This is a genomic window from Nocardioides alkalitolerans (assembly GCA_038184435.1).
Taxonomy (GTDB): Bacteria; Actinomycetota; Actinomycetes; order Propionibacteriales; family Nocardioidaceae; genus Nocardioides; species Nocardioides alkalitolerans_A.
On the sequence record CP116227.1, the window covers coordinates 3,898,036 to 3,921,055 of the forward strand.

At 73.9% G+C, this 23,020-nt stretch carries 23 protein-coding genes; 17 read left to right on the forward strand and 6 right to left on the reverse strand.

Features of this window, described 5'->3' with window-relative positions; genetic code table 11:
* Positions 1-17: 17 nt before the first annotated feature.
* Positions 18-1,388, reverse strand: a complete 1,371-nt coding sequence (locus PIR53_18510; GenBank protein WZH51996.1) for a cytochrome P450 — start codon at positions 1,386-1,388, stop codon at positions 18-20.
* A gap of 175 nt (positions 1,389-1,563) precedes the next feature.
* On the opposite strand from PIR53_18510, the gene PIR53_18515 reads away from it, so the two are divergent.
* The 3 genes from PIR53_18515 (at position 1,564) to PIR53_18525 (ending at position 3,853) form a co-directional block, all read left to right on the forward strand.
* Entirely contained in the window at positions 1,564-2,838 is a 1,275-nt protein-coding gene (locus PIR53_18515; GenBank protein WZH51997.1) for a histidine kinase, read from the forward strand.
* Positions 2,835-3,506 (forward strand): response regulator transcription factor, encoded by a 672-nt coding sequence (locus tag PIR53_18520; GenBank protein ID WZH51998.1) that lies wholly within the window; start codon positions 2,835-2,837, stop codon positions 3,504-3,506. The genes PIR53_18515 and PIR53_18520 overlap by 4 nt, the downstream gene beginning before the upstream one ends.
* Before the next feature lie 86 nt (positions 3,507-3,592).
* Positions 3,593-3,853 carry a hypothetical protein gene (locus PIR53_18525; protein WZH51999.1) on the forward strand — a complete coding sequence of 87 codons (261 nt, stop codon included), beginning with the start codon at positions 3,593-3,595 and terminating at the stop codon, positions 3,851-3,853.
* 15 nt (positions 3,854-3,868) lie between these two features.
* Here the strand turns inward: PIR53_18525 and PIR53_18530 are convergent, their stop codons facing one another.
* Both PIR53_18530 and PIR53_18535 read right to left on the reverse strand, forming a co-directional pair.
* Positions 3,869-5,398, reverse strand: a complete 1,530-nt coding sequence (locus tag PIR53_18530; protein ID WZH52000.1) for an AMP-binding protein — start codon at positions 5,396-5,398, stop codon at positions 3,869-3,871.
* Between the two features lie 89 nt (positions 5,399-5,487).
* Positions 5,488-6,069, reverse strand: a complete 582-nt coding sequence (locus PIR53_18535; protein ID WZH52001.1) for a TetR family transcriptional regulator — start codon at positions 6,067-6,069, stop codon at positions 5,488-5,490.
* A gap of 320 nt (positions 6,070-6,389) precedes the next feature.
* Here PIR53_18535 and PIR53_18540 point away from each other — a divergent pair, with 320 nt between their 5' ends.
* The 10 genes from PIR53_18540 (at position 6,390) to PIR53_18585 (ending at position 15,997) form a co-directional block, all read left to right on the forward strand.
* A complete protein-coding gene (locus tag PIR53_18540) occupies positions 6,390-7,577 on the forward strand; it encodes an ABC transporter substrate-binding protein (protein WZH52002.1) in 1,188 nt (395 codons plus the stop codon).
* Between the two features lie 42 nt (positions 7,578-7,619).
* Complete coding sequence (locus tag PIR53_18545) at positions 7,620-8,486, forward strand: branched-chain amino acid ABC transporter permease (GenBank protein ID WZH52003.1); 867 nt, start codon at positions 7,620-7,622, stop codon at positions 8,484-8,486.
* The gene (locus PIR53_18550; protein WZH52004.1) at positions 8,483-10,426 is read left to right on the forward strand and encodes a branched-chain amino acid ABC transporter ATP-binding protein/permease; all 1,944 of its coding nucleotides are present in this window, start codon (positions 8,483-8,485) and stop codon (positions 10,424-10,426) included. The genes PIR53_18545 and PIR53_18550 overlap by 4 nt, the downstream gene beginning before the upstream one ends.
* A complete protein-coding gene (locus PIR53_18555) occupies positions 10,423-11,133 on the forward strand; it encodes an ABC transporter ATP-binding protein (GenBank protein WZH52005.1) in 711 nt (236 codons plus the stop codon). The genes PIR53_18550 and PIR53_18555 overlap by 4 nt, the downstream gene beginning before the upstream one ends.
* A gap of 94 nt (positions 11,134-11,227) precedes the next feature.
* A complete protein-coding gene (locus PIR53_18560) occupies positions 11,228-12,298 on the forward strand; it encodes a phosphotransferase family protein (GenBank protein WZH52006.1) in 1,071 nt (356 codons plus the stop codon).
* A 59-nt stretch (positions 12,299-12,357) separates the two neighbouring features.
* Positions 12,358-13,647: an acyl-CoA dehydrogenase family protein gene (locus PIR53_18565; GenBank protein ID WZH52007.1), complete on the forward strand. Its 1,290-nt coding sequence runs from the start codon at positions 12,358-12,360 to the stop codon at positions 13,645-13,647.
* A 10-nt stretch (positions 13,648-13,657) separates the two neighbouring features.
* Positions 13,658-13,810, forward strand: coding sequence for a hypothetical protein (locus tag PIR53_18570; protein ID WZH52008.1), 153 nt, complete (start codon positions 13,658-13,660; stop codon positions 13,808-13,810).
* 5 nt (positions 13,811-13,815) lie between these two features.
* Complete coding sequence (locus PIR53_18575; GenBank protein WZH52009.1) at positions 13,816-14,274, forward strand: RidA family protein; 459 nt, start codon at positions 13,816-13,818, stop codon at positions 14,272-14,274.
* A gap of 9 nt (positions 14,275-14,283) precedes the next feature.
* Positions 14,284-15,186 carry an NUDIX hydrolase gene (locus PIR53_18580; protein ID WZH52010.1) on the forward strand — a complete coding sequence of 301 codons (903 nt, stop codon included), beginning with the start codon at positions 14,284-14,286 and terminating at the stop codon, positions 15,184-15,186.
* A gap of 10 nt (positions 15,187-15,196) precedes the next feature.
* Positions 15,197-15,997: an MBL fold metallo-hydrolase gene (locus tag PIR53_18585; protein ID WZH52011.1), complete on the forward strand. Its 801-nt coding sequence runs from the start codon at positions 15,197-15,199 to the stop codon at positions 15,995-15,997.
* A 142-nt stretch (positions 15,998-16,139) separates the two neighbouring features.
* Here the strand turns inward: PIR53_18585 and PIR53_18590 are convergent, their stop codons facing one another.
* Entirely contained in the window at positions 16,140-16,817 is a 678-nt protein-coding gene (locus PIR53_18590) for a Crp/Fnr family transcriptional regulator (protein ID WZH52012.1), read from the reverse strand.
* Between the two features lie 174 nt (positions 16,818-16,991).
* Between PIR53_18590 and nth the strand changes: the two genes are divergently transcribed.
* Genes nth through PIR53_18610 form a run of 4 tightly spaced genes read left to right on the forward strand, consistent with a single transcriptional unit; the run spans position 16,992 to position 20,255 of the window.
* A complete protein-coding gene (gene nth / locus PIR53_18595; protein ID WZH52013.1) occupies positions 16,992-17,687 on the forward strand; it encodes an endonuclease III in 696 nt (231 codons plus the stop codon).
* Positions 17,684-18,352, forward strand: a complete 669-nt coding sequence (locus tag PIR53_18600; protein ID WZH52014.1) for a TlpA disulfide reductase family protein — start codon at positions 17,684-17,686, stop codon at positions 18,350-18,352. The genes nth and PIR53_18600 overlap by 4 nt, the downstream gene beginning before the upstream one ends.
* A complete protein-coding gene (locus tag PIR53_18605; protein WZH52015.1) occupies positions 18,349-19,086 on the forward strand; it encodes a CoA pyrophosphatase in 738 nt (245 codons plus the stop codon). Before PIR53_18600 ends, PIR53_18605 begins: the two co-directional genes overlap by 4 nt.
* Positions 19,083-20,255, forward strand: a complete 1,173-nt coding sequence (locus PIR53_18610) for a MarP family serine protease (protein WZH52016.1) — start codon at positions 19,083-19,085, stop codon at positions 20,253-20,255. Before PIR53_18605 ends, PIR53_18610 begins: the two co-directional genes overlap by 4 nt.
* Positions 20,256-20,384: 129 nt before the next feature.
* On the opposite strand, the gene PIR53_18615 is transcribed toward PIR53_18610, so the two are convergent.
* Positions 20,385-20,789, reverse strand: a complete 405-nt coding sequence (locus tag PIR53_18615) for a phage holin family protein (GenBank protein WZH52017.1) — start codon at positions 20,787-20,789, stop codon at positions 20,385-20,387.
* A 111-nt stretch (positions 20,790-20,900) separates the two neighbouring features.
* Positions 20,901-22,877 (reverse strand): acetate--CoA ligase, encoded by a 1,977-nt coding sequence (gene acs / locus PIR53_18620; GenBank protein WZH52018.1) that lies wholly within the window; start codon positions 22,875-22,877, stop codon positions 20,901-20,903.
* Positions 22,878-23,020 lie beyond the last annotated feature (143 nt).

A 23,020-nucleotide genomic window follows, 5' to 3' on the forward strand; every position in this document is an offset into this window, starting at 1 on the left:
GGACGTCGCGCCGGTCCTCAGGCCGGCGCGGCGACCCGACCGGGGGCGACCGGCAGCCGCTCGAAGCCGCGGAGCACCCGGGTCTCCCGGCGTCGCGGGGTGCCGTCGACGCGGAGGTCGGGGAACCGCTCGTGGAGCATCTGCAGGGCGATCCGCGCCTCGGCCCGGGCCAGCGCCGCGCCGAGGCAGTAGTGCGCACCGGAGGAGAAGGCGAGGTGGGCGTTCGCGTTCGGGCGCGCGACGTCGAACACCCGCGGGTCGTCGAACACGGCCGGGTCGCGGTTGGCGGCGGCGAGGAACAGCAGGACGGGCGTGCCGCCCCCGATCTCGACGCCCTCGAGCTCGAGGTCGTGGGGCACGATGCGCAGCGAGTTCTGCACCGGCGGGTCGAAGCGGAGCGTCTCCTCCACGACGCCGGCCCACAGGTCGGGCTCCGCGAGGGCGCGCTCGCGCTGGTCGCGGTGCTGCTCGAGCAGCACCACGGCGTTGGAGATGAGGTTGACGGTCGTCTCGAACCCGGCCGCCAGCACGAGCAGGGCGACGGCCCGCAGCTCCAGGTCGGTCAGCTGCGTCTCGTCGCCGTCGCCGTCGAGGAGCGCGAGCTGGCTGAGCAGGTCGTCACCGGGGTGGCGCCGCTTCTCCTCGACGTGCGCAGTCACCCAGCGGTGCATCGCGCGCACGGCGCTGCTGGCGCGGCGGTAGCGCCCCCAGCGCAGCCCGGGGTCGAGCAGGCTGGCGGCGCTGTTGCCCCAGGCGAGGAGCTGGCGGTGGTCGCGCTCGGGCACCCCGAGGATCGCGCCGATCACCGCGACGGGGAGCTGGGCGGCGTAGGCGTCCACCAGGTCGGTGCGCTCCGCGCCCGCCCGCTCGATCCGGTCGAGCAGGCGCTCGGCCGTCGCGGCGACGAGGTCCTCCTGGCTGCGCACCTGACGGGCGGTGAAGGCGCGGTTGACGAGGCGCCGCATGCGGGCGTGGTCGACGCCGTCGGTGGCGAGCAGCGAGGGCGGGTCGATCGGTCCGGCGGCCCACGGGTCGGTGCCCCAGCGGGCCAGGACGCCGAGGGGGCCGGGCAGGTCGCGCAGACCGGCGCCGACCCGTACGTCGGGGTGGCGCAGCAAGGCCGTCGTGAGCGCGTGGTCGGTCGTCGCGGAGACGACGCGGCCCGGGACGAGCCGGCCGAGGGAGCGGAGCTCCTCGTACGCCGGGTAGGGGTCCGCGCGCAGGGCCGGGTCGCAGTCGATCCGGGCGAACAGCTCGCCGCTCCGCGCCGCGTGCTCGAAGAACGCCCGGGTCAGCGCGTGCTCGCCCACCCAGCGGGCCGCCGCCCGGACGTCGCCGACGGGGTCCCGCTCGGCGGGCACGTGGTCGGCGCGGTCCAGCAGGGGCATGTCTCGTCCTCCTCGGGCGTGCGGGCGCGTGCTCCTCCACGCTAGGACGCCGGGGGAAGCGGCGCATCGGTCGACGGCAGGGTGTCGGTCTCCTCCCGTGGGAGGAGACCGGCGGGGTGCCGTCGGGTGTCGCGGAGGGATGTCGCACCGGTGTGCGCACGCCTAGGGTGCCCCTGTGGAGCGAGCCCCCGGCGTACCGCGCCCGCCCGCCGGCCTGCGCGCCCGCATCGAGGACAAGGCGCTGCGGCACGGGCTGGCCGCGCCCTGGTGGATCGGCACGACGGCGGTGCTCGCCCAGGTCGCCGCGGCGCTGGTGGCGCTCGTCCAGCGGGACGCGCTCTTCTCCCCGGCGGTGCTCGCCGTCGGGGTCATGGCGGCGCCGTTCGCCGCGCAGGCGCTGCTGCGCGCGTGGGTGCCGGCGTGGGTCGACCTCGCGGCCGGGCTCGCGGGGGCGGCCTGGATCGCCGTCCTGCCCGTCGTCACCACCGGCCTCGCCGACTTCCTGCCCGTCTCGGTGGCGTTCCTCGTCGCCCACGTGACCGCGGCGACGAGCGCGCGCGTCGGGGCCCTGGCGGCGGGGTCCGCCATCGGCGTCGCGGTGGTGCTGCCGGGGCCGCTGCTCGGCATCGCGGCCGACCCGGGCGGGGCCGTCGTGGGCGTGCTGGAGGTGTGCCTCGGCGGGGTCGTCGGCTACTGGTTCCGCACGCAGATGCGGGCGTTGGCGGCCGAGCGGGCGGCCCGTTCGCAGGAGGCGGAGCGGGCGGCGCTGGCCGAGCGGCAGCGGATCGCGCGCGAGATCCACGACCTCGTCGCGCACTCGCTCAGCGTGACCGTCCTGCACGTGGCGGGAGCGCGCCAGGTGCTCCTCGACGGGGTCGCCGACGCGGCGGAGGGGCGGGCCGCGGCGCTCGAGGAGGCGACGCGCGAGGCGTGCGAGGCGTTGGCCGACGCCGAGGAGGTGGGTCGACGCGCGATGGCCGACATCCGCCGCACGGTCGGGCTCCTGGCCCGCGGCGACGGGGACAGGGGCGACGGGGACAGGGGAGGCGACGGCGGGGACCGCCACGCCCTGCCCGACGCCCGCGACCTGCCGGCCCTGGTCGCGCAGGTGCGCGCGGCGGGCCTCCCCGTGGAGGCGGCGCTCGAGGGCGACCTCGCCGCGGTGCCGCCCGCCCTCGGGCTGGGCCTCTACCGCGTGCTGCAGGAGTCGTTGGCGAACGCCGCCCGGCACGCGCCGGGTGCGCCGGTGCGGGTCGAGGTCGACGTACGCCGCGGGGCCCGCCTCCGCGTCGTGAACGACGTGCCCCCGGGTGCGGTCCCCGGCACCGACGGGTCGGGCACCGAGGGGATGGCCGCCCGCGTGGCGGGGCTCGGTGGCACGCTGCGGGCGGGCCGACGCCGCGAGGGCGGCGTCGTGCGGTGGGTCGTCGAGGCGGAGGTGGCGGGATGAGCGAGCGGCCGCCGGTCCGCGTGCTGCTGGTCGACGACCAGGAGCTCGTGCGCTCGGGGCTGCGCCGGATCCTGCGGCGGCGGGCGGGCTTCGAGGTCGTGGCCGAGTGCGACGACGGGGACGGGGTGCCCGCGGCGGTCGCGGCGCACGCGCCCGACCTGGTCGTGATGGACCTGCGGATGCGCCGCGTCGACGGGATCGCGGCGACGGCGGCCCTGCGCGCGGCCGGGGACGCCCCACCGGTGCTGGTGCTGACCACCTTCGACGACGACGAGCTGCTCTCCGGTGCGCTCCGGGCGGGCGCGGCCGGCTTCTGCCTGAAGGACACCCCGGCCGACGACCTGGTCCGCGCCGCCCACGCCGTCGCTGCCGGCGCGTCCTGGCTCGACCCCACGGTCACCGGGCGCGTGCTCGCGACGTACCGCGCCGTCTCGCCCGGTTCGCCCGCGTCCTCCGCCAGCCTCGACGTGCTCACCCAGCGGGAGACCGAGGTGCTGCGGGCCATCGGCCGGGGCCTGACGAACGGCGAGATCGCGGCCGAGCTGACGATCTCGGAGCTGACGGTCAAGAGCCACGTCGGCCGCATCTTCACCAAGCTCGGGCTCCGCGACCGGGCCGCCGCCGTCGTGCACGCCTTCGACACGGGTCTCGTGCGTCCGGGCGGGTAGCGGACCCGTCGGGTCCGGTCCAGACCTCTGCGGCGTCTCCCCGGCGAACCCGGGACAGACGGCCCCCGGGTTCCTAGCGTGCGTCCATGAGGTTCCGCACCCTGCTCGCCACCGTCTCCCTCGTCCTCGCCGGGCTGGTGGCGTCGCCCGCCCTGTCGCCCGCCCTGTCGCCCGCCGCCCACGCCGCGGCACCGGCGGCGAGCTGCACGAAGACCTCGAGCGGCACGTGCATCAAGGGCGGCCAGTTCTGCCCCAAGGCGTCCTACGGCAAGAGCGGCTACGACAAGAACCACAAGCGCTGGGTGTGCAAGGGCGACCGCCAGCACCCGAGGTGGACCAAGCCCTGATCCGTACGCCGCGGGTCAGCCCGCGTGCTGCTCCTTCAGCACGCGGCGCAGCAGCTTCCCGGTCGGCGTGCGGGGGAGCTCCTCGGCGAAGGTCAGCGTGCGCGGGCACTTCACGCGTGTGAGGTGCTCCCGCACGTGCTCGAGCAGCGCCTCGGCGCGCTCCGGGCTCGGCTCGAGGCCCGGCCGCAGCTGCACGACGGCGCGCACCTCCGCGCCGTACTCGGGGTGGGGGACCCCGAACACCGCGGCGTCGGCGACGTCGGGGTGCGCGACGAGGAGGTTCTCCGCCTCCTGCGGGTAGACGTTGACGCCCCCGACGAGCACGAGGTCCTCGCGACGGTCGCTGAGGTAGAGGTAGCCGTCGGCGTCGACGTACCCGAGGTCGCCGACGGTGCGCCAGCCCCGCTCGTTGCGGGTCGCCTCGGTCTTCTCCGGGGCGTTGAGGTAGCTGAAGTCCAGGCCGCCCTCGGACCAGATGGTGCCGTGCTCGCCGGGTGGCAGCTCGTTACCCTGCGCGTCGAGGACGTGGGGGGTGCCCAGCACGGCACGGCCCACGGACCCCGGCCGCTCGAGCGCCTCCGCGGAGCGGATGACGGTGAGGAGGATGGCCTCGGTGCACGAGTAGTACTCGTCGACGATCGGGCCGACCCAGTCGATCATCGCCCGCTTCACCTCGGGTGGGCACGGCGCGGCGGCGTGGATGACGGCCCGGAGCGAGGAGAGGTCGGCGGCGGCACGCACCTCGTCGGGGAGCTGCAGCATCCGCACGAACATCGTCGGCACCATCTGGGTGTGGGTCACGCGGCGCACCTCGATGAGGCGCAGGGCCTCGGCCGCGTCGAACTTCGGCATGACGACCACGGAGCCGCCGAAGCGCTGCACCGTCATGGACGTGCGCAGGGGGGCGGCGTGGTAGAGCGGCGCCGGCGAGAGGTAGATCGTGTCGGCGTCGAAGCCCCAGGTCGCCTGGAGGAACGGGGCCGTGCCGGGAGCGGTGCCCAGCGGCGCGTTCGGGAGGCTCGCCGCGACGCCCTTGGGGCGGCCCGTCGTGCCGGAGGAGTAGAGGAGGTCGACGCCCTCGCGCTCGGGGCCGGTCGGCTCCGCGGGCTGGGCGGGCAGGAGCGGGCGGAGGTCCTCGAAGACGTCCTCGAACCCGGCGGCCGGGCCGTCGACGGTGAAGGCCGCGACGGGGCGGTCAACCTCGGCCAGCGCCGTGGCGGCGACGGCTGCGTGGCTGGTGGCGGTGAAGAGTGCGCGGGCGCCGGAGTCGGCCAGGATGTAGGCGACCTCGCTGGCGGTCAGGCGCTCGGCGATCGCGGTGTAGCGCAGGCCGGAGCGTTGCGCGGCCCACGCGACCTCGAGGAGTCCGACGACGTTCGGCAGCAGGAGGGCCACGACGTCGCCGTCGGCGATCCCGCGCTCGCGCAGCAGGTTGGCGATGCGGATGGAGTCGTCGACCAGCTCGGCGTAGGTCACCCGGGTGTCCCCGAGCTCGTAGGCGACCTTGTCGGGGGTGCGCTCCGCATGTGCGTCGGGGAAGTCCACTCCAGCTCCTTCTAAACGAACGCTCGCTCAGTTCTTGCTCAATGTAAGCCGGGCCACACGAGGCGTCAAGGCGCGGAGCGGGTGGTGGGTCAGCGCACCATCGCGAGCGCGAGGTCCGCGTAGGTCGCGGCCATCTCCTCCGGGGCGACCGGGCCGTCGGTGCGGTACCAGTTCACGATCGAGCGGCTCATGTTGATGATGGCGCGCGCGGCCTCGCGGGGATGGGGGGTGGAGAACGTCCCGTCGGTGACGCCGCGGTCGACCACCGCGCGGAAGAGGGTCTCCTGCTGGTCGCGCAGCGCGACGATCGCGGCGAGCCCCCCGTCGTCCAGGCTGCGGATCTCGGAGGCGCCGATGAGCGCCTCGCGCTGGCGCCGGATGTGGAACAGGACCCACGTGCGGACCAGGGCGGCGAGCTGCTCGTCCGCGTCGCCGCCGGCGGCCAGCACGGCCGCACGGGTCTCCTCGATCACCTCGCTGAGGATCTCGACCATGATCGCCTGGAGGATCTGCTGCTTCGACTTGAAGTGGTAGTAGATCGACGCGACCGTCACGTCCGCGGCCGCGGCGATGTCCCGGGTCGAGGCCCCGTGGTAGCCGACCTTGCCGAAGAGCTCGACCGCGCCCTCGATGATGACCGCGCGCCCGCCCCGGCGTCCCGACGTCGCCATGTGTGCTCCTGCCTCGTGCCGGCCGCGGTGGCCGATGTGGTCGCTGATCCTGCCTGATGTCCGCCCCGGAGTGGGTGTCGAGGAGGGCGCGTCGCGGAGTCGCGACCCCAGCGCCACGGGAGGCGACGCGGAGGGAGCGCAACCCCGGCGGGCGCAAGAAATGAGCGATCGCTCGGTATGCGGTTCCCGCTCAAGTCCCTCCGTTGCAGCCTGATCGACATTTATTTATAGCGAACGTTCGGTATTGCAATGTGCTCGGTTGGGCCGTACGGTGACGCCGGTCACGCTCGACGGGAGCGGCCGACTCCAGGAGAAGAACCATGAAGAAGTTCGCAGTCGCAGCGCTCGCCGTGGCCTCGGTGGCCAGCCTCGCCGCGTGTGGCAACGACAGCTCGTCCGAGCGCGAGGACGGTGTCGTGCGCATCGGTCTCGTCGGTCCCGAGACGGGCGCGGCGCCGCAGTTCCACACCGACCTCGTGCGGCCCGTGGAGCTCGCCGTGGCCGACCTCGCCGACGAGTACGGCCTGGACGTCGAGATCGTCACGGTCGACGACAAGGGCACTCCCGACGGCGCCTCGGCGGCCGTGCAGCAGCTCCTCAACACCGAGGACGTCGACGCGATCTTCGGTCCCCCGCAGTCGGGCAACGCGCTCCAGGTGGCCGAGGTCATCCAGCGCAGCGGCCGCCCGTGGCTGAGCGCCGCGCTGGCCCCGGAGATCATGGACGAGTCGCTCGACCCCAACTGGCTGTTCCGCACCAACTACAACGCCAGCGACCTCTCCTCCGTCGTGGCGCAGTACCTCTTCTCGGGCGACAGCACCGTGGGCATCGTGCACTCGGCCGACGCCTACGGGCAGAGCGGCGCCGAGTCCATCGAGGCCGAGGCCGAGGAGCTGGGCGCCGAGATCGCGGCCGTCGAGGCGATCCAGCCCGGCACGACCGACTTCAGCGCCGGCATCTCGCGGCTCGCGGCCGCCGGCGTCGACACCGTCTTCCTCGCCATCACGGCCGGCGCCGACACGGCGACCGTCACCAAGGCGATCGCCCAGGAGGGCCTCGCCGCCGACCGCGTCGTCACCAACGCAACGATCCTCGCGGACTTCGCCACGCTGGCCGACCCCGAGCAGTGGGAGAACCTGGTCTTCATCGACCCGCGCGACCTGACCGGCGACACCGTCGCCGGGATCGCGGCGGACTACGAGGCGGAGTACGGCGAGGCGCCGATCATCCCGACCAACGTCTACAGCTGGATGGCGGCCGTCGACGCCTACCTCCAGGCCGTGGCCGAGGTCGGCGACGCCCGCGACTTCGACGGCGTCCGCGAGGCCATGGAGGGCCTCGAGCAGGTGTCCGTGCGCGACGACGTCTACGAGCAGCCGTTCGGTGCGGGTGACCACGAGATCTACGAGCCCGAGGACCCGTCGCAGTGGATCGTCTTCGGGTTCGACGGCGAGGGCGCGCTGGAGGCCCGGGGCGACCTGGGCTCGTGCATCGCCGACGGCTGCTGAGCGCCGTACCGACGACCCGAGAACCTGGGAGAGAGGCCGCCGATGGACGCCGTGGTGTCCGGGATCGTGCTGGCGGGGCTGTACGCCCTCGTCGGCCAGGGGCTGGTGCTGACGTTCGTCACCACCCGCACCCTCAACTTCGCCTCCGGTGAGCTGCTCGCCGTCGGTGGCTTCCTCGCCCTGGGGGTGGGCAGCTGGTCGTGGCTGCCCACCCCGGGCAAGCTCGCCGTCGTGGTGCTCGTGGGCGGCGCGCTGGGCGCGGTGGTGCACCGCTGGCTGGTGCTGCCGTTCGCGCGCGGCGAGCACGACTCGCGCTGGTTGCTCAGCACCGTGGGCATCTCCTACGTGCTGCTCAACCTCTTCACCAACGGTGAGGGCGCGAACCCGCAGCGGGTCGAGCTGACCCGCAACCCGGGCACCGTCGAGGTGCTGGGCGTGGGGGTCAACAAGCAGTCGCTGGTCATCGCGGTGATCGCCGTCGTGGTGACGCTCGCGCTCGTCGCGGCCTCGCGCTGGACGTCGGGCGGCGTCATCATGCGCGCCGTCGCGGAGGACCCGCGCACGGTCGCGCTCATGGGCATCTCTCCGCGGCTCGTGGGCGCGGTGGCGTACGCCGCGGCCACCGCCCTCGCCGCGCTCGCGGGCGTGCTGTGGGCCTCCGAGGTCGGCGCCACGCCCGGCCTCGGCGTGCACGTGCTCGTCTCGGCCTTCGCCGTGGCGGTCATCGGTGGCCTCACCTCCTTCTGGGGCCCGCTCGTCGGCGCCGTCGTCTTCGGTGTCGTCGTGCAGGTGAGCGCCTACGAGCTGGGCGCGCTCTGGGGCCAGGTCGCCGGCCTGGCGCTGGTCATCGTGGTGCTGGTCCTCCGCCCGGAGGGCCTGGTCGGTCGACGCGTGGAGGCGAAGCTGTGAGCACGACGACCTCGAACCCGGCCCCCTCCCTCCTCGACCGCGTCCGCCAGGGTGAGGCCGCTCGCGACCTGGGCTTCCTCGCGGTGCTCCTGGCGGCCGCGGCCTGGATCGCCGTGCCGGCCCTCAGCGGCGACGGCACGACCCTCGCCGGCACCCAGACGGCCGCCGTCGTGGTGGCGGTGACCGTCGCGGCCGCCGGGCTGAACCTCCTGTCCGGCCACGCCCGCCTCATCTCGCTCGGCCAGGGCGCGTTCTTCGCGATCGGCGCCTACGTGAGCGCCTACCTGTCGGTCGACTCCGCCCTCCACCCCCTGGTCGCGATCGTGGTGGCGCTGGTCGTCACGGCCGCGTTCGGGAGCCTGCTCGCGCTCTGCACCATGCGGCTGCGGGGTCCGGCCTTCGCCATGGTCACCCTGGTGGTCGCCATCCTCACCGAGCGGGTGCTCGCCGAGTGGGCGCCGCTCGGCCGGCTCTCCGGCTACCCCAACACCCTCGACCACGGCAGCGGCCTCATGCCGCCCCTCGAGGTGTTCGGGACCAGCCTCCAGCCGCCCCTGTTCGCGGGCACCGAGGCCACCGTGGTCGTCGCGATCCTCGTCGTCGCGGTCGTGGCCCTGCTCGGCTACCGCAACGTGGCCCGCTCGCCCTGGGGCCGCTCGCTCCACGCGATCGGCACCAGCGAGCACCTCGCGGCGCACCTCGGCGTCAACGTCTTCGGGCGCAAGGTGGCGGTGATGGCGCTGGCGTCGACGTACGGGGCCCTGGGCGGGGTCTTCTACGCCCAGGTCTTCGCCCACCTGCAGCCCGAGAGCTTCACCATGCTGCTCTCCATCACGATGATCCTCGCGGTCATCCTGGGTGGGGCCGGCACGGTCGCCGGGCCGCTGGTCGGTGCCGTCATCATCGTGCTGCTCCAGCGCACCGACGCGCTGACGCCGCTCGTGGACCTGCAGCGCCAGGTGAGCGACACGTGGTACCTCTCCACCCCCGGCCTCATCGGCGTGCTCCTCGTGCTCACGCTCGCCTTCCTGCCCCAGGGCATCGTGGGCGGCCTCGGCGAGCTGGTGCACCGGCTCCCCGGCCGGCCCGGCGCGGCCGCCCCGGTGCGCTCGGCCGCCCCGGCGCGGGCCGAGACGGCCGCTGCGGCCGCGGCGCCTGTCGGTGACGACGTGCTCCTGGCGGTGCGCGGCGTGTCGAAGAGCTTCGGCGGCATCAAGGCGGTGCGGGCGGCCGAGCTCGTCGTACGGCGCGGCACCATCCACGCCGTCATCGGCCCCAACGGGGCCGGCAAGACCACGGTGGCCAACCTGGTCACGGGCGTCTACGGGATCGACGGCGGCGAGATCACGTTCGACGGTCGCCGCATCGACGGGCGGCGCACCCACGCGATCGTGCGTGCCGGTGTCGCGCGGACGTTCCAGACGCCGCTCCTCTTCACCCACGCGAGCGCGACCGAGAACGTGCTGGCCGGGTTCCCCGACACGGGCCGCCTGCCGCTGGTGCGGGCGTGGCTCAAGGACCCGGGCCAGTACCGCCGGGCCCGCGAGCTGCGGGGGCGGGCGGGCGAGCTGCTCGCGCTCGTCGGGCTCGGGGAGGACGGCCACGTCGAGGCGGGCAGCCTGCCCTACGGCAAGCAGCGCGCCCTCGAGATCGCCCGGGCGCTCGCGAGCGAGCCGCGGTTGCTGATCCTCGACGAGCCGGCGGCGGGCCTCAACACCGCCGAGACCGCGGAGCTGGGTCGGCTGATGCTCACCCTGCGCGCGCAGGGTCTCGCGATGGTCGTGGTCGAGCACCACATGGACCTCGTCACGCAGGTGTCCGACGAGGTGACCTGCATGGAGAGCGGGGCCGTGCTGGCGCACGGCACGGCGGCCGAGGTGCTCGCCGAACCGGCGGTCGTCGAGGCCTACCTCGGCGTCGAGATGGAGGAGACGGCATGAGCCTCGTGCTGGAGAAGGTGGCGTCGGGCTACGGCCGGCTGGCGGTGCTGCACGGTGTCGACCTCGAGGTCCCCCGCGGGGAGATCGTGTCCGTCGTGGGCGCCAACGGTGCCGGCAAGTCGACCCTGGCGCAGACCGTCAGCGGGCTGCTCGCGACGACGGCCGGCACCATCACGCTCGACGGGACACCGGTGCACCGGATGCGGCCGGAGCGCCGGGCCCGGCTCGGCCTCGTCCACGTGCCGGAGGGGCGCCGCCTGTTCGGCGGTCTCACCGTCGCCGAGAACGTGGGCATGGGTCGCCACGCGGCGCGCGGCCGCGGCGGCGACCCCGACGTCGTCGAGCACCTGCTGGAGGCGTTCCCGCGGCTGCGGGAGCGCTGGGGCCAGCGGGCGGGGCTGCTGTCCGGCGGCGAGCAGCAGATGGTGGCGCTGGCGCGGGCGGCGGCGTCGCGACCCCGCTACCTGCTCCTCGACGAGCCGTCCCTCGGCCTCAGCCCGCGGCTGAGCACCGAGGTGTTCCGCCTCGTCGCGATGATCGCGGCCGAGACCGGTGCCGGGGTGGTGCTCGTGGAGCAGCGTGTCGACGCCGCCCTCCGGCTCGCGACCACCGGCCACGTGATCGAGCACGGTCGGATCGTCGTCTCGGGTGACGCCGAGGAGCTGCGCACCTCGGAGACGATCCGCAAGGCGTACCTCGGCGTCTGATCCGGGCGGGGGTGCGGCCCTGGTTGACCACCGGGGCCGCGCCCGTCATGCTATCTGAGCGAGCGTTCGGTAAGTTTCGGGACAAGGGAGCATCATGACGACCACCAGCAGCCCGCCCACGGGCGCGACCGAGCTCGACCTCGCGGCGCTCGGGACCTACCTCGACGCCCACGTCGAGGGCGGCCTCCGCGGGCCGCTCACCGCCCGTCTCGTCGCCGGCGGGCGCTCGAACCCGACGTACGAGGTCGGGGACGGCGAGCGGAGCTGGATCCTGCGCCGCCCGCCGTACGGCGAGGTGGTGGCCGCCGCCGCGCACGACATGGGGCGCGAGGCGCGGGTGCTGCGGGCGCTGGCCGGCTCGCCGGTGCCGGTGCCGCGGGTCGTGGCGCGGTGCGAGGACCCCGCGGTGATCGGGGCCGACTTCTACGTGATGGACAAGGTCGAGGGCCGCACGCTGCGGACCCCCGCGGACACCACGACGCTCACCCCGGCGCAGCGCGCCGGTCTGACGGAGGCGCTCGTCGCGCTGCTCGTCGAGCTGCACGCCGTGGACCCCGCCGCGGTCGGGCTCGCCGACTTCGGACGGCCGGACGGCTACCTGGCGCGCCAGCTGACGCGCTGGCAGCGGCAGTGGGAGAAGGTCCGCACCCGCGACCTGCCCGGCTTCGCGGAGCTGGCCGCCCGCCTGGAGGCCTCGATGCCGACGGTGGGGCGGCCCGGGATCGTGCACGGCGACTACAAGATCGACAACCTCATGCTCGACCCGCAGGACCCGACCCGGATCGTCGCGCTGCTCGACTGGGAGATGGCCACCGTCGGCGACACGCTGGCCGACGTCGGCATGCTGCTGAGCTTCTGGGACGAGGCGGGCGCGATCCCCAACCCCATCACCGCCGGGGCGACCGCGCTGCCGGGCTTCCCCGACCGTGCGACGGTGCTGGGGATGTACGCCGAGCGCTGCGGCATCGAGGTCGCCGACATCGAGTGGTACGTCGTCTTCTCCGACTTCAAGCTGCTCGTGATCCTCGAGCAGATCCACGCCCGGCACCTGCAGGGCACCACGGTGGGCTCGGGCGTCGACGACCTCGGTCCGATGGTGCCGCTGCTGCTCGAGCGCGCCCGCGCCGCCGCGGCCGCCGCCAGCGACCCGCGGCTGCGGGCCTGACGCGGCCCCGCGCCGTACCCCCCCGTCCCGTGATCCCGTTCCGCGCCACCGGAGGCACCATGACGTTCCAGCCCACCGACGACCCGATCGACGTCGCCGGCCTCGACCTCACCCCGTCGCCGCGGGCGCGGGAGCTGCGGGCGTCGCTCGTGGAGTTCATGAACGAGCACGTGTTCCCGGCCGAGGCGAGCTACCACGCCTACCGGGCGGCGCGCGGTCCGGCCGACCACACGCTGCCGCCCGTCGTCGAGGACCTCAAGGTCGAGGCGCGCCGGCGGGGGCTGTGGAACCTGTTCCTGCCGTCGTTCGGCGGCATCAGCCAGCTCGACTACGCGGGGCTCGCCGAGATCACCGGCTGGAGCCTCGAGCTGGCCCCGGAGGCGATCAACGGGCAGGCGCCCGACACGGGCAACATGGAGCTGCTCCACCTCTTCGCCACGCCGGAGCAGCGCACCCGCTGGCTCGAGCCGCTGCTCGAGGGCACGGTGCGCTCCGCCTTCGCGATGACGGAGATCGCGGTCGCGAGCAGCGACGCCACCAACATCGAGACGCGCATCGAGCGCGACGGCGACGAGTACGTCATCAACGGCCGCAAGTGGTGGACCTCCGGCGCCGCGGACCCTCGCTGCGAGCTGCTCATCGTGATGGGCAAGACCGACCCCGACGCCGCCAAGCACCGCCAGCAGTCGATGGTGCTCGTCCCGACCGACACCCCCGGGGTCGAGATCGTGCGCGACGTGCCGGTGTTCGGCCGCCACGACCAGCACGGGCACTGCGAGGTCGCCTTCACCGACGTGCGCGTGCCCGTCTCGGCGATCCTCGGGGAGGAGGGCGCGGGCTTCGCGCTGGCCCAGGCGCGCCTCGGGCCCGGCCGGATCCACCACTGCATGCGGGCCCTCGGCGCCGCCGAGCGGGCGCTCGACCTGCTGGTACGGCGCGCCACGAGCCGCGTAGCGTTCGGCAAGCCCCTCGCGGAGCAGGGCATGGTGCAGCGCGACATCGCCGAGTCGCGCATCGCGATCGACCAGGCGCGGCTGCTGTGCCAGCACGCGGCCGCGGTGATCGACGCCCACGGCAACAAGGCCGCCGCCTCGCTCGTCTCCATGGCCAAGGTGGCCGTGCCACGGGTGGCGCTCGACGTCATCGACCGCGCCATCCAGGTGCACGGCGGCGCGGGGGTGAGCGACGACGTACCGCTGACCGCCATGTACGGCTGGCACCGCGCCATGCGGATCTTCGACGGTCCCGACGAGGTGCATCTGCGCGGCATCGCGCGCGCCGAGCCCGGCCGCGCCCGCGTGCTGGACCCGGTGGGCCACCGCGACCGGTGGGCGACCCGCGGACAGTAGGGTGCTGGCCATGACCAAGTGGGAGTACCAGGTGGCGCCGATTCCGCTCCACAACGAGGCGCTGATGCTGAACAACTTCGGGCAGGACGGGTGGGAGCTCGTCACCATCCAGACCAACGCGCAGGGCGGGCTCATCGCCTTCCTCAAGCGGCCGCAGGCCTGAGCGCCGTGAGCCACCCCGAGGAGCGGCTCGCCGCCCTGGGCCTCGCGGTCCCCGAGGTCGCGAAGCCCGTGGCGGCCTACGTGCCGGCGGTCCGCAGCGGTGACCACGTCTTCACGTCGGGCCAGCTGCCCATGCGGGGCGGCGAGCTCATGGTCACCGGCAAGGTCGGCGGCGAGGTCGACCCCGAGGAGGCCCGCGCCTGCGCCCAGCAGTGCGCCCTCAACGCGCTGGCCGCGGTGAAGGCGGAGATCGGTGACCTCGCGCTCGTGAAGCGCATCGTCAAGGTCGTCGTCTTCGTCGCCTCGACGCCCGACTTCACCGGGCAGCCGCAGGTCGCCAACGGTGCGTCCGAGCTGTTCGGCCAGGTCTTCGGCGACGCCGGTGTCCACGCCCGGTCCGCCGTCGGCGTGCCGGTGCTGCCCCTCGACTCGCCCGTCGAGGTCGAGCTCGTCGTCGAGGTCTGAGGAGGGCTGGTGCGCATCCCGCTCCCGCCCGTCCCGCTGGACCCCGAGGTGGTGACGCGCGCGCAGGAGTACGCCGCGGGTCGGCACACCCCGGCCGAGCCGCGTGACGCGGCGACGGTCGTGCTCCTGCGGGAGGGGAGGGGCGACGTGCCCGGGCCGGAGGTCTACCTCCTGCGGCGGCAGGCGTCGATGGCGTTCGCCGCGGGCATGGCCGTCTTCCCCGGCGGGGGCGTCGACCCCCGCGACTTCGACGCCGAGCTGTCCCGCGACGCGTGGGCGGGTCCGTCGCCGGCGGACTGGGCCGTGCGCCTCGGGGTGGACGAGCACCTCGCGCTCGCGCTCGTGTGCGCGGCCGTGCGGGAGACCTTCGAGGAGTCCGGCGTGCTGCTGGCCGGGCCGTCCGCGGACGAGGTCGTCGCCGACACAACGGGCGACGACTGGGAGGCCGACCGGGTCGCGCTCGAGTCGCGGGAGCTGGCGTTCACGGCGTTCCTCGCGCGCCGCGGGCTCGTCGTGCGCACCGACCTGCTGGGGCTGTGGGACGCCTGGACGACGCCGGTCTTCGAGCCGCGCCGGTTCCGCACGTGGTTCTTCGTCGCCGCGCTGCCCGAGGGCCAGCGCACCCGCGACGTGTCACGGGAGTCGTCCTCCGTGGTCTGGCTCCCTGCAGCCACGGCCGTCGAGCAGGCGGAGGCCGACGAGCTGGCGATGATGCCGCCGACCTACCTGACCTGCCTCGACGTCGCCGCCCAGGACGGGCCCGCCGCCGCGCTCGCGGAGGCCGCGACCCGCGAGGCGGTCATGTTCACGCCGACCATCGAGCAGCTCGACGACGCCGGCGACCGCTGGACGATGTCGATGCCCGACCGGATGCGGCCCGTCGTCGCCGCGCGGCGCGCGGCGTCGTCGTGACGGGGGCGTCGTGGTGACGGACTGGACCGGCGGCACCTTCGGCGAGCGCGCCCGCTGCGTGCTCGCGCCCAACGCGGGCCCGATGACGCTCGACGGCACCAACACGTGGGTGCTGCGGGAGCCGGGCGGCAGCCGCTCCGTGGTGATCGACCCGGGGCCGACGGACCCCGGCCACCTCGACGCGATCGTCGCGGCGGCCGACGGGCGGATCGGTGCCGTCCTGCTCACCCACCACCACCACGACCACTCCGAGGCGGCGAAGGCCTTCGCCCAGCGGGTCGGCTGCGGCGTGCGGGCGCTCGACCCGGCGTACCGGCTCGGTGCCGAGGGACTCGGCGACGGCGACGTCGTCGAGGTGGACGGGCTGGAGCTGCACGTCGTCGGTACGCCGGGGCACACGGCCGACTCGCTGTCGTTCGTGCTGCCCGCGGAGCGGGCCGTGCTGACGGGCGACACGGTGCTCGGGCGCGGCACGACGGTGGTCGCGCACCCCGACGGCTCCCTGGGGGCCTACCTCGACTCGCTCGACCGCCTGCACGCGCTCGCGGAGCGCGAGGAGGCGCAGGTCGTCTGGCCGGGCCACGGGCCGGTCATCGACGACGCGCTGGCCGTGCTCGACCACTACATCGCCCACCGGCGGGACCGGCTCGCGCAGGTCGAGGCCGCCGTCGCGACGCTGGAGCCGGGACCGGCCGACACGCTGCCGCGCCGGGTGGTCGAGACGGTCTACGCCGACGTCGACCCGGTGCTGTGGGGAGCCGCCGAGCTCAGCGTGCGGGCCCAGCTGGCGTACCTCGGCCGCGTGGGCTGAGGGCCCCCGGATGCCGGGGTGGCCCCCGGACGCGGGTAGTCCCTGACGTTCCAGTCCATGTGAACGTTCACGACGGACCGAGACGTCAGCGACGACCCACCCGACGGGAGCGGTCGACCGACCGCAAGCCGTACGGCGCGGGTCAGCGCGCGCGGCGCGAGAGCCGCTCGATGTCCATGATGACGACGGAGCGCGGCTCGAGGCGGAGCCAGCCGCGCGACGTGAAGTCGGCCAGCGCCTTGTTGACGGTCTCGCGGGAGGCGCCGACGAGCTGGGCCAGCTCCTCCTGCGTGAGGTCGTGGTGCACGTGGACGCCGTCGTCGGCCGTGCGGCCGAAGCGGTCCGCCAGGTCGATGAGCGCCTTGGCCACGCGGCCGGGAACGTCGGAGAACACCAGGTCGGCGACGACGTCGTTCGCCTTGCGGAGGCGCGCCGCGAGCTGCGAGAGCAGGCCACGAGCGACGACCGGGCGCCCCTCGAGCCAGAGCTGCAGGTCCTCGTGGGAGAGCGACGCGAAGGTCGACTCGGTCACGGCGGTGACGGTCGCGGAGCGCGGGCCCGGGTCGAAGAGCGAGAGCTCGCCGAACATCTGGCCGGGACCGAGGATCGCCAGCAGGTTCTCGCGGCCGTCGGCCGACGTGCGGCCGAGCTTCACCTTGCCCTCGAGCACGACGTAGAGCTTGTCGCCGGAGTCGCCCTCGTGGAACAGCACCTCGCCGCGGCGCAGCCGGGTCTCGGCCAGCGACGACACCAGCGACTCGATCGAGTCGTCGTCGAGGGCGCTGAACAGCGGCGCCTGACGCAGAACGTCGATGTCCACAACAGCCTCCAGGTGGAACGTGTCTCGTCGCCACGGACGAGGGACCGTCGTGGCCTCCGCGCATCCTAGTCCGCCGTGACCTCCGCGTCGCGCACCGACCGGCTCCGACGGCGGGTGTCGGTGGGTCTCGCAGGGTCGCGGAGGACCGTCGGCGGGGACCCGTACCCTGTGCGGGTGCCCGACGTCGCCTTGGTCCGTCGCGCCCGGAAGGTCGACCGGGTGCTCGCGGAGACCTACCCCGACGCGCGCTGCGAGCTCGACTTCGACGACGCGTTCCAGCTGCTCGTCGTGACCGTGCTGTCCGCGCAGACCACGGACAAGCGCGTCAACGCGGTGCGTCCCACCCTGTTCGCGGCCTACCCCGACGCGGCCGCGATGGCCGGCGCCGACCGGGCCCACCTCGAGCAGATCGTCGGCCCGCTGGGCTTCTTCCGGGCGAAGACCGACGCGCTCCTGCGGCTCTCCCAGGCGCTGGTCGAGAAGCACGACGCCCAGGTGCCCGCCCGGCTCGAGGACCTCGTCCAGCTGCCCGGCGTCGGTCGCAAGACCGCCAACGTCGTGCTCGGCAACGCCTTCGGCATCCCCGGGATCACCGTCGACACCCACTTCGGCCGGCTCGCCCGTCGCCTCGGCTGGACCGAGCAGACCGACCCCGTGAAGGTCGAGCACGAGATCGGCGCGCTGTTCCCGAAGCGCGACTGGACGATGCTCTCCCACCACCTCATCTGGCACGGCCGCCGCCGCTGCCACGCCAAGCGGCCCGCGTGCGGCGCCTGCCCGGTCGCCCGCTGGTGCCCCTCCTTCGGCGACGAGGGCCCGACCGACCCGGTCGAGGCGCTCAAGCTCGTGCGCACCGAGGGGCGGGCGTGAGGGCCCGGCCGGGCGCGGGCCGGCGCCGTACGTCGCGGTTCGCCGCCGCCGCGCTCGCGCTCGTGGCCCTCGCGGGGTGCACGTCGGGTGGGGCGGACGAGGAGGGCGACGACTACTGGTCGCCGCCGCTGCGTCCGCCGGGGGCGCCCGACATCGACTACGACAGTCCTGCACTGCAGGAGGCGCGGGCGGCAGCCGGCATCGAGGCCTGCGCGCCAGGTGACCGCACGACCGGCCCGGCCGTGCTGCCGGACCTCACGCTGCCCTGCCTCGGCGGCGGTGAGTCCGTCGACCTCAGCAGCTTCCAGGGGCCGATCCTCGTCAACGTGTGGGCCAGCTTCTGCACGCCGTGCCGGAAGGAGCTGCCGGCGCTGCAGCAGTTCCACGAGCGGTACGGCGACGAGGTGACCGTGCTCGGCGTCGACTATAACGAGACGAGCCCGGAGGAGGCGATCGCCCTGCTCGACGAGACGGGCGCGACCTTCCCCCAGCTGATCGACATCGAGCTCGAGCTCGGCACCCGCGAGCCGTTCGTGCCGCTCCGGGAGATCCCCCGCACCGTGGTGGTCGACGCCGACGGCGAGGTCACCGTCCTCGCGCAGAGCTTCGACGACCTGGACGACCTCCTCGACGCGGTGGCCGAGCCGCTGGGGCTCGACCGGTGACCGCCGCGCGCGACGACGAGGTCCCCGACTGGCTGCGGCCCGTCACCGACGCGCTCACGGAGATCCGCGCCGAGCACCTCACCGCGTTCACGCCACCGCCGGGCTCGAACCCCCGCGAGGGCGCCGTGCTCATGGTCTTCGCCGAGGGCGACCGCGGACCCGAGCTGCTGCTGACCGAGCGCGCCCACGACATGCGGTCCCACCCCGGCCAGGTCTCGTTCCCCGGCGGCTCGCTCGACCCGGGGGAGACCCACGAGCAGGCCGCCCTCCGCGAGGCGTGGGAGGAGATCGGGCTCGACCCCGCGTCCGTGCACGTGGTGGGCCGGCTGCCCGAGCTGTGGCTCCCGCCCAGCAACTTCGCCGTGGTGCCCGTCGTCGCGTGGTGGGCCTCGCCCGGCTCGGTGTCGGTGCGCAGCCCGCGCGAGGTGCACGCCATCCACCGGGTGGCGATCGCCGACCTCGTGGACGCGCGCTGGCGCCGTACGATCCGGGGACCGTCGGGGTGGTCCTCCCCGGGGTTCCTCATCGGCGCCGACCACGACGTGGTGCTGTGGGGGTTCACCGGCGGGATCATCGCCCGGCTGCTCGACTTCATCGGCTGGAGCGAGCCGTGGGACGAGTCGTTGACGGCGGAGCTGCCGTCCTACATGTTCTCCGGGGTGGAGCGGGCGAGCGACCGCCGGGCGGCGCCGCGGGTGCCGCCGATGGCCGACATCGAGGAGACCGACGCGTGAACTGGCTCGACTGGCTGCTCCTGGTGCTGGTGGCGACGTATGCGCTGTCCGGGTACTGGCAGGGCTTCATCACGGGCGCCTTCGCCACCATCGGCCTCCTCGCCGGTGGCGTCGCCGGCATCGTCATCGCGCCCCTGCTGCTCGGCAACGCCGACCCGGGGCTCGCGGTCTCGCTCGGCGCGCTCTTCATCGTCATCGTCTGCGCGTCGATCGGGCAGGCGAGCTTCCAGTTCTTCGGCGCGATGGCCCGCGACCGCATCACGTGGCAGCCCGCCCGCGCCGTCGACGCGGTCGGCGGCGCCGCCCTGAGCGTCGTGGCGGTGCTGCTCGTGGCGTGGGCCCTCGGCGTCGCGGTGTCGGGCACGCGCATCGGCGGGGTCACGGAGGCGGTGCGGGGCTCGGCCGTGCTGAGCCGCGTCGACAGCGTGCTCCCGGGGCAGGCCGACCGCCTGCTGGGCGCGTTCAACAGCGTGGTGGGGTCGTCGTTCTTCCCGCAGTACCTCGAGCCGTTCGCCCCCGAGCGCATCGTCGAGGTCGACCCCGGCGACCCGACCACCCTCAACGAGGTCGGCGTCGTGCAGGCGCAGTCGCGGGTGCTGAAGATCCGCGGCGACAACTCGTGCGGTCGTGGTGTCGAGGGCACCGGTTTCCTGTACGGCGACGACCGCCTCATGACGAACGCGCACGTGGTCGCGGGCGTCGACGAGCCGCGGGTCGAGCTCAACGGCGAGTGGGTCGACGCCACGGTGGTGCTCTACGACCCGCGGACCGACGTCGCGGTGCTGGCGCTCGACGACGACGGCCTCGAGCCGCTCGCGTTCGCCGAGGGTGCGGAGGGCCAGAGCGTGGCGATCCTGGGCTACCCGCAGGACGGGCCCTTCGACCAGCAGCCGGCGCGGATCCGCGACGCCCAGCAGCTGCGCTCGCCCGACATCTACGGCAACGACGCGGTCGTGCGCGACGTCTACTCCCTGCGCGGCCTCGTGCGCCCCGGCAACTCGGGCGGCCCCATCGTCAACGCGGCCGGCGAGGTCGTCGGGGTCATCTTCGCGGCGTCGGTGACCGACGCCGACACGGGCTACGCGCTCACCACGGGCCAGGTGGCCGACGCCGCCGCCGAGGGCATCGCCAGCGGCGCCGAGGTCAGCACCGGCGCCTGCGCGAGCTGATCCTGGCGTCGAGCTGGGTTGTTCGGTGCGGCGTGCGCGCCGAACAACCCAACTCGACGCCCAGGGAACGTCAGACGCCCCGGAGGTTGGGACCTCCGGGGCGCATGACGTCGTCGAGCGGGGGGAGCGTCAGGCCTTGCCCTTGAGCGCGCCCGGGATCTCCTTGGCCGTGCGGATCGTCCGCTCCGGCGCCCGGACCTTCTTCACCTTCTTGATGCCGAGCATCACGAACAGTGCCGTGATGACCAGGTAGGCACCGGTCACGATGAGGTAGGCCCAGTGCAGCGCCAGACCGTCACCGTTCCAGTGGATGAGGTAGACGAAGGCCAGCGACAGCAGGATCACGGCGAGCATCGCCACGAAACCGGCCACGACGAAGAAGGCGATCCCGACGCCGCCGAACTTCACGGAGACCTTGAGCTCGGTCTTCGCGAGCTCGATCTCCTTCTTGACCAGGGTCGAGATGTCGCGGCTCGCGTCGGCCACGAGCTGGCCGATGGTGGGCTCGTCGTCCTTGACCGGCTGGGTCGTCATGGGCATCCCTCTGCAGGTGGCTCTCGGTTGGTCGATCGGGCGGTGGAGCACCGCTGCGGCGACCCTACAACCCAGGCGTGACCCGGCACCTGCGTGCCGGGCCACACCGCGTCAGTCGCCGCTGCTCGAGGACAGGCCCTTCGAGATCAGGTCCATGACGGAGGAGTCCGCGAGCGTGGTGACGTCGCCGACCTCGCGCTTCTCGGCGACGTCGCGGAGCAGGCGGCGCATGATCTTGCCGGAGCGCGTCTTGGGCAGCTCGGGCACGACCATCACCTGGCGCGGCTTCGCGATCGGGCCGATCTCCTTGGCGACGTGGGTGCGCAGCTCCTGCACGATGTCGGCGCCGCCGTCGCCCGCCTCCTCGCGGAGGATGACGAAGGCGCAGACCGCCTGGCCGGTGGTGTCGTCGGCGGCGCCGACGACGGCCGCCTCGGCCACCTTCGGGTGCGACACGAGGGCCGACTCGATCTCGGTGGTGGAGAGCCGGTGGCCCGACACGTTCATGACGTCGTCGACGCGGCCCAGCAGCCAGATGGCGCCGTCCTCGTCGAGCTTCGCCCCGTCGCCGGCGAAGTAGTAGCCGAGGTCGCCGAAGTGGGACCAGTAGGTGTCCTTGTAGCGCTCGTCGTCGCCCCAGATCGTGCGGAGCATGCCGGGCCACGGGGAGGTGACGACGAGCAGCCCGCCCTCGCCGTTGCCGACGGGCTTGCCGTCGTTGTCGACGACCGCGACCTCGATGCCGGGCACGGCGGCCATGGCGGAGCCGGGCTTGGCCTCGGTGACGCCGGGCATGGGGGAGATCATGTGGCCGCCGGTCTCGGTCTGCCACCACGTGTCGACGATGGGCGCGGAGCCGGCGCCGATGTTCTCCCGGTACCAGACGTAGGCCTCGGGGTTGATCGACTCGCCCACGGAGCCGAGCAGGCGGAGGCTCGAGAGGTCGTACTCCTCCGGGATCTCCTTGCCCCACTTCATGAAGGTGCGGATCGCCGTGGGCGCCGTGTAGAGGATCGTCGCCCTCGTCTGCTGCACGATCTCCCACCAGCGGCCCTTGTGGGGCGAGTCGGGCGTGCCCTCGTAGAGCACCTGCGTCGCCGCGTTCGCCGTCGGGCCGTAGACGATGTAGGTGTGCCCGGTGACCCAGCCGATGTCGGCGGTGCACCAGTAGACGTCGGTCTCGGGCTTGTGGTCGAAGGTGCCCCAGAACGTGTACGCGGCCTGCGTCAGGTAGCCGCCCGACGTGTGGAGGATGCCCTTCGGCTTGCCGGTCGTGCCGGAGGTGTACATGACGTAGAGCGGGTGCTCGGCGTCGAACAGCTCGGGCGTGTGCTCGGTGGAGGCGCCGGCGACGACGTCGTCCCACCACACGTCGCGGCCCTCGGCCCAGGAGCCCTCGGGCAGGTCCTGGCCGGTGCGCTTGACGACGAGCACCTTCTCGACCGGCGACGCGTCGCCGAGCTTGGCCAGCGCCTCGTCGACCGCGGGCTTGAGCGCGGAGGGCGCGCCGCGGCGGTAGCCGCCGTCGGAGGTGATGACGGCCTTCGCGCCGAAGCCGTCGATGCGGCTGGCGAGGGCGTCGGAGGAGAAGCCGCCGAAGACCACCGTGTGGGGGGCGCCGAGGCGGGCGCAGGCCAGCATCGCGACGACGGCCTCGGGGATCATCGGCATGTAGATCGCGACGGCGTCGCCGGCCGTCACGCCGAGGTCGGTCAGCGCGTTGGCCGCCTGGGACACGAGGTCCTTGAGCTCGGCGTAGGTGATGTCCCGCGTGTCGCCCGGCTCGCCGACGAAGTAAAACGCGACCTTCTCGCCCAGCCCGTTCTCGACGTGCCGGTCGACGCAGTTGTAGGCGACGTTGAGCTTGCCGCCCGTGAACCACTTCGCGAAGGGCGGGTTCGACCAGTCCAGCACCTCGGTGAAGGGCTCGCCCCAGCTGAGGCGCTCGGCCTGCTTCGCCCAGAAGGCGAGCCGGTCGGCCGCGGCCTCGTCGTACGTCGCCTGCGTGACGTTGGCGGCGGCCGCCAGCTCCGCGGGCGGGGCGAAGCGCCGCTCCTCCTTGAGCAGGTTGGACAGGTTCTCGCTCACGTCTTCTCTCCTCGATCGTTCGGTGGCCGGCAGGGCCGGGCAGTCGTCAGGTCGTACGTCGCGGTCCGGTCGCCAGCCTAGGCGGGGCGCCGGCCCGGACGAGACCTGCGTCACCCTCGTCCGGGCCAGCGTCGTACGTCGTG

Bases quoted from the DNA above. Each gene is read 5' to 3' on its own strand.
- PIR53_18510 (WZH51996.1), bottom strand. From the start codon at position 1,388: ATGCCCCTGCTGGACCGCGCCGACCACGTGCCCGCCGAGCGGGACCCC.
- PIR53_18520 (WZH51998.1), top strand. From the start codon at position 2,835: ATGAGCGAGCGGCCGCCGGTCCGCGTGCTGCTGGTCGACGACCAGGAG.
- PIR53_18525 (WZH51999.1), top strand. From the start codon at position 3,593: ATGAGGTTCCGCACCCTGCTCGCCACCGTCTCCCTCGTCCTCGCCGGG.
- PIR53_18535 (WZH52001.1), bottom strand. From the start codon at position 6,069: ATGGCGACGTCGGGACGCCGGGGCGGGCGCGCGGTCATCATCGAGGGC.
- PIR53_18540 (WZH52002.1), top strand. From the start codon at position 6,390: ATGAAGAAGTTCGCAGTCGCAGCGCTCGCCGTGGCCTCGGTGGCCAGC.
- PIR53_18545 (WZH52003.1), top strand. From the start codon at position 7,620: ATGGACGCCGTGGTGTCCGGGATCGTGCTGGCGGGGCTGTACGCCCTC.
- PIR53_18555 (WZH52005.1), top strand. From the start codon at position 10,423: ATGAGCCTCGTGCTGGAGAAGGTGGCGTCGGGCTACGGCCGGCTGGCG.
- PIR53_18560 (WZH52006.1), top strand. From the start codon at position 11,228: ATGACGACCACCAGCAGCCCGCCCACGGGCGCGACCGAGCTCGACCTC.
- PIR53_18565 (WZH52007.1), top strand. From the start codon at position 12,358: ATGACGTTCCAGCCCACCGACGACCCGATCGACGTCGCCGGCCTCGAC.
- PIR53_18570 (WZH52008.1), top strand. From the start codon at position 13,658: ATGACCAAGTGGGAGTACCAGGTGGCGCCGATTCCGCTCCACAACGAG.
- PIR53_18615 (WZH52017.1), bottom strand. From the start codon at position 20,789: ATGACGACCCAGCCGGTCAAGGACGACGAGCCCACCATCGGCCAGCTC.